Annotated in this window: 8 protein-coding genes and 1 pseudogene; all 9 read right to left on the bottom strand. The window is 38.3% G+C overall.

Features of this window, described 5'->3' with window-relative positions:
- The coding region (locus IQ228_RS14415) for a DUF262 domain-containing protein (protein WP_193963273.1) at nucleotides 1–956 on the bottom strand (956 nt) is incomplete at its 3' end.
- A 364-nt stretch (nucleotides 957–1,320) separates the two neighbouring features.
- On the bottom strand, nucleotides 1,321–1,425 hold the full coding sequence (locus IQ228_RS14410; RefSeq protein ID WP_152540522.1) for a DUF4351 domain-containing protein: 105 nt from the start codon (nucleotides 1,423–1,425) through the stop codon (nucleotides 1,321–1,323).
- A gap of 96 nt (nucleotides 1,426–1,521) precedes the next feature.
- The gene (locus IQ228_RS14405; protein ID WP_027404955.1) at nucleotides 1,522–1,863 is read right to left on the bottom strand and encodes a type II toxin-antitoxin system PemK/MazF family toxin; all 342 of its coding nucleotides are present in this window, start codon (nucleotides 1,861–1,863) and stop codon (nucleotides 1,522–1,524) included.
- Nucleotides 1,860–2,093, bottom strand: coding sequence for a hypothetical protein (locus IQ228_RS14400; protein WP_027404956.1), 234 nt, complete (start codon nucleotides 2,091–2,093; stop codon nucleotides 1,860–1,862). Before IQ228_RS14400 ends, IQ228_RS14405 begins: the two co-directional genes overlap by 4 nt.
- Before the next feature lie 133 nt (nucleotides 2,094–2,226).
- Nucleotides 2,227–2,313 (bottom strand): annotated as a pseudogene (locus IQ228_RS27450) (hypothetical protein); the annotation flags it as partial.
- Between the two features lie 23 nt (nucleotides 2,314–2,336).
- Entirely contained in the window at nucleotides 2,337–2,768 is a 432-nt protein-coding gene (gene mutT, locus IQ228_RS14390) for an 8-oxo-dGTP diphosphatase MutT (RefSeq protein WP_193963271.1), read from the bottom strand.
- Nucleotides 2,769–3,090: 322 nt separating this feature from the next.
- A complete protein-coding gene (locus tag IQ228_RS14385; RefSeq protein ID WP_027404958.1) occupies nucleotides 3,091–3,435 on the bottom strand; it encodes a DUF760 domain-containing protein in 345 nt (114 codons plus the stop codon).
- Between the two features lie 386 nt (nucleotides 3,436–3,821).
- Entirely contained in the window at nucleotides 3,822–4,778 is a 957-nt protein-coding gene (locus IQ228_RS14380) for an RNA polymerase sigma factor, RpoD/SigA family (protein ID WP_027404959.1), read from the bottom strand.
- 688 nt (nucleotides 4,779–5,466) lie between these two features.
- Nucleotides 5,467–8,721, bottom strand: a complete 3,255-nt coding sequence (carB, locus tag IQ228_RS14375; protein WP_027404960.1) for a carbamoyl-phosphate synthase large subunit — start codon at nucleotides 8,719–8,721, stop codon at nucleotides 5,467–5,469.
- Nucleotides 8,722–9,038 lie beyond the last annotated feature (317 nt).

Below are 9,038 nucleotides of genomic sequence, written 5' to 3'. Positions count from 1 at the left end.
GTAGCTACTTCTAAACGGTTGATTCTTTCCAAACAACGACGAATTTTTAAATTATTCTCTTTTAGTGGATCTAAAAGTTTTGCATAATATTCCGAAAATTCATATAAATCTTTCAAATAATCAATAGCATCTCTTTTGATCATTCTTTCTTTAATCTGAAAATAAACTTCATCTTTCTTGATTTCTACGCCATCTCTGGTTAAATAATGTCTGATAAATTCCGTTAAATTAACATCTAAAGTTTGTTGCATTGGTAGCCAATATTTATTATAAGCATCGTCTTGATTTTCGGTATTAATTCTCAAGAAAAAATAATTACGAATTAAATCTGCTTGTGTTAAAGGTTCACCTTTAGCATTGAGACTTTCAAAGACTAAATAAGGATTATCTTCTGTACTTAAAACAACGCTCACAATAGATAAATAACTACAGATTACTTTCTTGAGATCAGAAAAATCTAAGTTACTTTGTCTAATCTTCTTTTCAAAAAATAAGTAACATTCAGTAATACCAGAATTATTTACATAATCTTGACCATTAATTAAACTATGAAAAGACTGTCTATCTACCTGGGTAGGTTGAAGTTTATAATGATCTAAACCTTTTTTATATGGATTAACAATAATAGTATTATGAATTTCTGCGGCTAACTCATCATGAATATTTTTAGCTTTATCTCGCAAAGCACAAAGCAGGATAAAAATAGTAGTTAAACGTTGTTGTCCATCAATTAATAAATATTTACTTACACCTTCAGGTATAGCAGAAGTTGGCATAGTGACAATAGAACCCATAAAATGAGGACGACGATTATCGCTATGATATAGTTCTAAAATATCATTCCATAGAGATTCCCACTGAGATTTTTTCCAACTGTAGGCTCTCTGAAACAAGGGAACAACATACTGTTTATTACCTTCAATAATCTCTTGCAGCTTAGTTTCTGATGCTTGCATGGTTAATGTACTCTGATTTACTCGATAGTTATGCTTTTAGTATAAAAGAATCTTGTATAAATAGCACAAGATAGCGTAACAAAATTAAACATCAAATTCAAATATATCCAGGGAATAAATTCCCTGTCTAAAAGCAAAGGTCGGTTAAAACCGACTCATAAAAAATATCGGTTCTACCGCTCCCCTTATGGAGAAGAATATTAATTTTTGTAGGTTGGGTTGAGGGACGAAACCCAACACCCCTTACTATCCTACCGCTAATGTTGGGTTTCACTTCGTTCTACCCAACTTACAATAAATGTTGTTTTACATAAAGGGAACGGTAGAGCCAAAATATCTTTTCCTCTTTGCGTGAGAAAATATTTTAACTTTGATTCACCATCCAAATTACCAAATTATCAGGTTGTGAAAAATCCAAAATAGCTTCCGAAATCTCATCTAAATTTTCACCTGATAACTCTTGAGTCATATATCTATGCTTGCATACAAAAGGGAGAAAACTCGGTTCAATTCCGAGGCAGTCCATTTACATTTTGCGTATTTGCTTGGGAAAAACCCTAAACTTTCATAAACTATCTAACTTGGCCAAAGATATTTTCACACAATTACAAACACCAAGCCAATCACGCTCTGACAAATGACCAATTAAACTAAAATTAGCTGAAGGTGGCAGTGTCACAATATAACTGCGAAAAATAGACGCAACTCGTAAACCAGCCTCATTCCAATCTTGAAGTATATAGTCAGTAATACCTAATGCAGTTGTTTGAGAAGTAATTAATCCAATGATAACATCAGGACGATTTGCGTGATAAATTACAGATGATAAAACTACAGCCGGACGGCGTTTAATACCTGTAGCGCCAGGAAAATCAACCGTTACCACATCCCCAGGATTAAATTTCACTGTGTTATTTCCTCACTTTCTGGAAATATCGAAGCAGCATATTGTAAAGAAAAAGAGGTGATATCAAGTTGGTCTTCTTCTGTCCAAGTATGACTTTCATCAATAACAGACAAATTTTTCTCAGCTAAATTATTTTCTAAAGCGTTGAGAATGAGTCTAGCAATTATATCTTGTTCGGTTTCAGGAAGTTGCTTTATTTGTTTAATGGCTTCTTCAAGTAATTGAGTCATAGTTTTTACCGCTAATCATTATCTATTATACTAGATATAAGACAGCCAGGGAATAAATTCCCTGTCTAAAAGCAAAAGTCGGTTAAAACCGACTCATAAAAAATATCTTTTCCTCTTTGCGTGAGAAAACATTTTAACTTTGATTGGCTATCCAAATTACCAAATTATCAGGTTGTGAAAAATCCAAAATAGCTTCCGAAATCTCATCTAAATTTTCACCTGATAATTCTTGAGTTTATGACTCTAACTTTGCAGATTTTGATTGTGATATTTCCTCAAAGCCGTGATAATTTCTCCATTCGCTTCTGGAAAGGTAAAATTATCCAATTCATCTAAACTCACCCAGCGAATTTCATCACATTCTATGGTTTGGGGAATACCTGCTAAATGCTGAGAATGATGGACTGTTAAAGTTACTCGTAAATGAGTATAGGTATGATCAATAGTAATTAGATGTTCTCCAACGGCAATTTCTATGCCTAATTCTTCAGAAATTTCTCGTTTAATACATTCTTGAATAGTTTCACCAACTTCAATTTTTCCACCTGGAAATTCCCACAAACCACCCATTGCACCTGTAGGTAAACGTCTATCAATTAATATCTGTTTTTGGTCATTCCAAATAACAGCAACACCAATAATTTTATGAGGAATAGAAGGAATACTTTTATTCATATAGGGAACAGGGAATAGGGAACAGGGAATAGGGAACAGGGAACAGGGAATAGGTAACAGGGAATAGGGAATAGGAAATAAATTCTTTCCAATTACCAATTACCAATTACCAATTACCAATTACCAATTACCAATTACCAATAAATAAAAAAACTCAGCAGACTAATTATATCTCTACTGAGTTGATATTTATAACAACAGTCAAGGTGTTTAGGACATGAATTGTTCGTGTCAACGTACTGTAGGTATTCATGAAACCCTATTCACAACAGATTTTTACTCCTGACTCCCGCTGTATTTTGGTAATTTTTTTACAAAAACATTATTCAACTTCGCTACTATTAGATTCTGTTGTTTGCATAACTACATCAAAACCCATTCTTTGTTCTGCATTGCGTAAAAAATAGCCACTAATCATAGCTGATGCTAATAAGCGACCTAAGTTTTCCCGACTAGTAGAAATAGTAATCCCGAATTGTTCAGAAGGTAAATTTCCTAAAAGTCCAATGATGTTCCGTTCCATTACCTGCAAAACTTCCGTAGAAGTGGGTTTAGATAATTGATTAACTGTTTCTGGACTTAACGATTTAACATATTGCCATAATAAATTACTTGTTTCCGACTCACTATTAAAAAATTCTGATACTCGATTAGATTTGTTACTCACCTTTGACCTCCTGTACTGCCACTAGTAACGACGGTATTTGTGACTGGAATAACTTGTAGTTATTGCTTATTCGATCTAGTTGACTATTATATATATAATTCATGTCAACCAATCTAACAGTTTATTCCTTTCGAGGGAGTCGGTTTAACCGTACTCAAATGGGAGTGGTTTTCACCTATTGAGTGAGTATACCTGAGTTCGACATAAGATAATTTGTGGAAAACTGCCCTAATTATGAGTTTCAAACCCTTATTCTCTCGTTGAAAAAATCATAACTCCGTTCGCGTAGCGTCTCCGAACTCCGAACTCCGAACTCAAATGAGTATGGGTGGGGAAACTCCACCCACAAAGCAAAAAATAACTGACCATTAACTAATAACAACTGACTAACTTGCAAGATACTCATTCATAGTTGCTTTAGATTTGCGAAGTTTGTTTAGTGCTTCCCGTTCAATTTGGCGGACTCGTTCCCGGCTAATATTCAGGATTTCACCAATTTTAGCCAAAGTTAAAGATTGTCCATCTACTAAACCAAAGCGGAGACTAATCACTTCCTTTTGCTGGGGTGTGAGTTCTGACATCATCCGTTCTAAGTCATAAGACAGGGAAGTTTGCATGACAAAATCTTCCGGTGTTGCCCCTGTGTCTTCTAGCATTTCTCCCAGTTCGGTGTCATAGTTATCTCCCAGACGTAAATCTAGAGATAATGGTAGACGGGCTTTTTCTAGGTACTCTCGCACCTGTTTGGGTGTTAAATCTAGTTCTTGGGATAATTCCGCTACTGTGGGCGCACGTCCTAGTCCTTGGGATAGTTGACGCTGGGCTTTTTTAATTTTGTTGAGTTTTTCCGTAATATGAATGGGCAAGCGAATAGTCCGGGCTTTTTCGGCGATCGCCCGAGTAATGGCTTGACGTATCCACCAATAGGCATACGTAGAAAATCTGTATCCTTTGGTAGGGTCAAATTTCTCTACACCCCGTTGCATACCAATACTGCCCTCTTGAATGAGATCAAGTAAGTCAACATTACGTTTAATGTACTTTTTGGCAACGGAAACGACTAAGCGGAGATTGGCTTCTACCATTTTCCGTTTGGCTATTTCACCAACTGCGATCGCTTGATTTAATTCTGATACTTCTATATCAGAGGCTGCTGCCCATTCTTCTACAGTTGGTTCATGACCTAACTGGGTAGCCAGACCTTCCCGGGTCTCATGCAAGGCAGTAGATCGTTGCACCTGTTTACCATAAAAAATCTCTTCTTCGTGGGTGAGAAGTGGCACACGGCCAATCTCACGCAGGTAAGTCCGCACGAGGTCGGTGGCTGATTGAGCGGTCTTCATGGCGCTACTCTTGGGTAATGGTGGGTTTGCTGATAGGGTCGTTAACGAAATAATGTTTTGAGATTTGTCGCACCCGATAAACTCAGGTTGCCCATATTTGGGTAAATTAGGTACTTCACTGCCAAACGTTACATCTGTCTCCTTGTTTCCACAAGTATCTGTAGTTAGATACACAGTAGCAAGTCAAACATTTTTTGTGTTTTCGGGAATATTAATAATTGTAACATTTATGAGAATAATTTGACTATAGGGAAACCCGCACTTCGGCAGTAATTTGAGATGACTTCAGACTCTGAAATTACTGAATGGCATACATTTCCTTAAACAACGGCTAATCCTCTAGCGGAGAAATAGCTTCCTCATATTTGTTAAAATATCTCAATGATAACGATAATGATTTTTTTGTAACAATTGCTTAATAATGTCGGACTATGATTTTTAGGATTATTTTGATGAAGATGAGGAAAACGTCTGAACTATGATTTTTCTGATTATTTTGGTTAATATGAGGGATTTTCCCGATAAATCCGCAGGATTCATCATAAAAATCATCAAAGGTCTGAACTATGATTCTTGTGATTCTTTTAATTAAGATGATATATCTGTCGTAAAAATCATAGATTTCTGCGAAAAACTAGCCAAATAATCATAAAAATCATCAAAATCACAAAAATCATAGTTTAGACAATTAACTTCTTGGACAGTATTCTTGGATCACCTTGACATCTAAAGTTGTATTTTGCAGAGAACAGATGGCTGCGGCTGTGGCTCTAGCACCTGCAATAGTAGTAATGATGGGGATTTTGTAGCCTAAGGCGGTGCGACGAATTAACTTAGAATCGGCATGAGCTTCTTCTCCAGAAGGTGTGTTGATGATCAGTTGAATGTTGCCATTTTTAATCGCATCCAGGACATGAGGACGACCTTCATGGAGTTTGAGAACTGATTTTACCTCTAACCCTTGTTCTTGCAGGACTTGGCGTGTCCCTTGGGTAGCCATGATTGTAAAGCCTAACTTAATAAACTCCTTAATCACATCTGCTGCGAGAGGTTTGTCTCTGTCACTCATGGAAACAAATACAGTTCCTTGAAGCGGTAATTTTTCCCCTGCGCCTAATTCTGCTTTGGCAAAGGCGCGACCGAAATCGCTGTCAATACCCATTACTTCGCCAGTTGAGCGCATTTCTGGACCCAAAATAGTATCTGTACCAGGGAACTTACTAAATGGTAAAACCGCTTCTTTGACGGCAATATGAGAAGGAATAACTTCTTTGGTAAATTTCACTTCCTCTAAGGTTTTTCCCGACATAATTAAGGATGCGAGTTTGGCTAATTGTACCCCTGTGGCTTTAGATACAAAGGGAACTGTCCGTGATGCTCTGGGGTTAGCTTCTAAAATATACACTTGGGGAGAATAGCCATTTGCACCGACTACGGCAAATTGAATATTCATCAACCCAACTACAGATAGAGCTTGTGCTAGTTGAACCGTCCATAAACGGATTTGGTTGAGGACAGCGGGAGAGAGGGAAATGGAAGGTAAGGAACAAGCTGAGTCACCGGAGTGAATCCCCGCTTGTTCGATGTGTTCCATGATGCCACCAATGACGACATTACCAGTATGATCGGCGATCGCATCTACATCCACTTCAATGGCGTTTTCTAAGAATTTATCAATTAAAATCGGGTGATCTGGTTCTACTTGCACAGCAAAGGTCATGTAACGTTCTAATTCAGTATCGGAATAAACGATTTCCATCGCCCTTCCCCCCAATACATAACTAGGACGAACTACTACAGGATAACCAATGCGCTTGGCAACAATTAAAGCATCTTCATAGCTTCTCGCCATACCATTAGGTGGTTGGGCGATATTTAATTTTTGCAGAATCTTTTCAAACCGTTCCCTGTTTTCTGCCATATCTATAGAATCGGGAGATGTTCCCCAAATCTTGGTGATACTATTAGCTTTTTGTAAATACTCTTGCAGGGGAACGGCTAATTTTAATGGTGTTTGGCCACCGAATTGGACGATGATACCGACGGGGTTTTCGGCTTCGATGATGTTGAGAACGTCTTCTTTAGTTAATGGTTCAAAATACAGGCGATCGCTGGTATCGTAATCTGTAGAAACTGTTTCTGGGTTAGAATTGACCATAATTGTTTCATACCCGGCATCATGTAGAGAATATGCAGCATGACAACAACAATAATCAAACTCAATTCCTTGACCAATGCGGTTTGGACCACCACCCAAAATCATCACCTTGGGTTTATCTGTTGGTAATACTTCCGTTTCTTCTTCGTAGGTAGAATAGTAATATGGAGTCAGAGCTTCAAATTCAGCAGCACAGGTATCAACAGTTTTGTAAACGGGGATAACTTCTAGCTGTTTGCGATATGTGCGAACTTCGTCTTCTTTGGTTTTTGTAGCATAAGCTATTTGGCGATCGCTAAATCCATTTCTTTTCACATCATACATTTGCGCTTTTGTCAACTGTTTTAAGGGCGTGCGCTTGAGAAATTTTTCTATTTCTAAAATTTCTTGCAATTTATCTAAAAACCAAGGGTCAATTGCTGTCAGTTCGTAGATTTCCTCATTACTCATTCCTAGCTGCATAGCATGACGCACAGAAAAGATGCGTTCTGGGTTAGGTGTCCGCAATTGGGCGCGAATTTGTTCACCACTGGGCAATTTTTCGGCTTTATCACAACCCCAACCAGCGCGTCCGGTTTCCAGAGAACGTAAAGCTTTTTGAAAGGATTCATTAAATGTCCGCCCAATAGCCATGGCTTCGCCCACTGACTTCATTTGAGTAGTTAACACCGCTTCTGAACCGGGGAACTTTTCAAACGCAAACCGGGGAATTTTCGTAACCACATAGTCAATTGTCGGTTCAAAGGAAGCGGGGGTTTTTTTGGTGATATCGTTTTGTAGTTCATTCAAAGTATAACCCACAGCTAACTTCGCCGCGATTTTGGCAATGGGGAAACCTGTAGCCTTGGAAGACAAAGCCGAACTGCGGGAGACGCGGGGGTTCATTTCAATTACCACTACGTCACCATTCACGGGATTTACAGCAAACTGAATATTAGAACCGCCCGTTTCCACACCAATTTCCCGGATAATTTTAATTGCCATATCCCGTAACCGTTGATATTCTTTATCAGTTAGGGTTTGGGCGGGGGCGACGGTGATAGAATCCCCTGTATGAATCCCCATAGGGTCGAGATTTTCGATAGAACAGATAATGACGACGTTATCGGCTAAATCCCGCATTACTTCTAATTCATACTCTTTCCAACCCAATAAAGATTGGTCAATGAGAATTTGGGAAACGGGACTAGCATCAATTCCTACTTGTGCCATTTCTTCAAATTCTTCTTGATTGTAGGCGATACCGCCACCAGTCCCCCCCATTGTAAAGGCTGGACGGATAATTAAAGGATATGTGCCAATTTGCAGAGCGATCGCCTTTGATTCGTCTAAAGTAGAAGCTGTACCACTGGGACATACTGCAACCCCAATTTTAGCCATAGCCTCATTAAACAGTTTCCTGTCTTCGGCTTTTTCAATTGCGGGTAATTTTGCACCAATTAACTCGACGTTGTATTTCTCCAAAACGCCATTTTTGGCTAAGGCTACAGCCAAGTTAAGGGCGGTTTGTCCTCCCATTGTTGGCAATAAAGCATCTGGACGTTCTTTGGCAATGACTTTTTCCACTATTTCCGGTGTCAACGGTTCAATATAGGTGCGGTCGGCGGTTTCCGGGTCGGTCATGATTGTCGCTGGGTTGGAGTTTACCAGCACGACTTCATAGCCTTCTTCTCGCAAGGCTTTACAGGCTTGAGTTCCAGAGTAGTCAAATTCACAGGCTTGACCAATCACAATTGGTCCTGAACCTAACAGGAGAATTTTTTTGAGGTCTTGACGACGGGGCATAGTTTTTACCTTAGATTACAAAAATACAAATCTTGACTATTTTAAGGGTCTTTACGCCTCATCATGCCATTCATTATTAACTTTTCCGGGTTTTGATGACGGTAAGGGGAAGGATTTATAGATATGGGGGATTTTTGGTACTGGTTTTTACGTTTTTTCTCGGCGTTGCATAATTTAAGTATGAATTAAGCTCACGCAAAGGCGCAAAGGCGCAAAGGTAAGAGTTTGAAAAATTAAAGCAAGAGAATTTTATGTCTAAATTCTGAGTTTATTTAATTGTTATGGATTATAACAATAAGACTGCACAGATAATTAAT

The organism is Dolichospermum sp. LEGE 00246 (genome assembly GCF_015207865.1).
GTDB classification, from domain to species: Bacteria; Cyanobacteriota; Cyanobacteriia; order Cyanobacteriales; family Nostocaceae; genus Dolichospermum; species Dolichospermum heterosporum.
Note: the sequence above shows the minus strand (reverse complement) of the source record. Positions and strands in the feature narration are given on the sequence as shown.

Bases quoted from the DNA above. Each gene is read 5' to 3' on its own strand.
- IQ228_RS14410 (WP_152540522.1), bottom strand. From the start codon at position 1,425: ATGACTCAAGAGTTATCAGGTGAAAATTTAGATGAGATTTCGGAAGCT.
- IQ228_RS14400 (WP_027404956.1), bottom strand. From the start codon at position 2,093: ATGACTCAATTACTTGAAGAAGCCATTAAACAAATAAAGCAACTTCCT.
- mutT (WP_193963271.1), bottom strand. From the start codon at position 2,768: ATGAATAAAAGTATTCCTTCTATTCCTCATAAAATTATTGGTGTTGCT.
- IQ228_RS14380 (WP_027404959.1), bottom strand. From the start codon at position 4,778: ATGAAGACCGCTCAATCAGCCACCGACCTCGTGCGGACTTACCTGCGT.
- carB (WP_027404960.1), bottom strand. From the start codon at position 8,721: ATGCCCCGTCGTCAAGACCTCAAAAAAATTCTCCTGTTAGGTTCAGGA.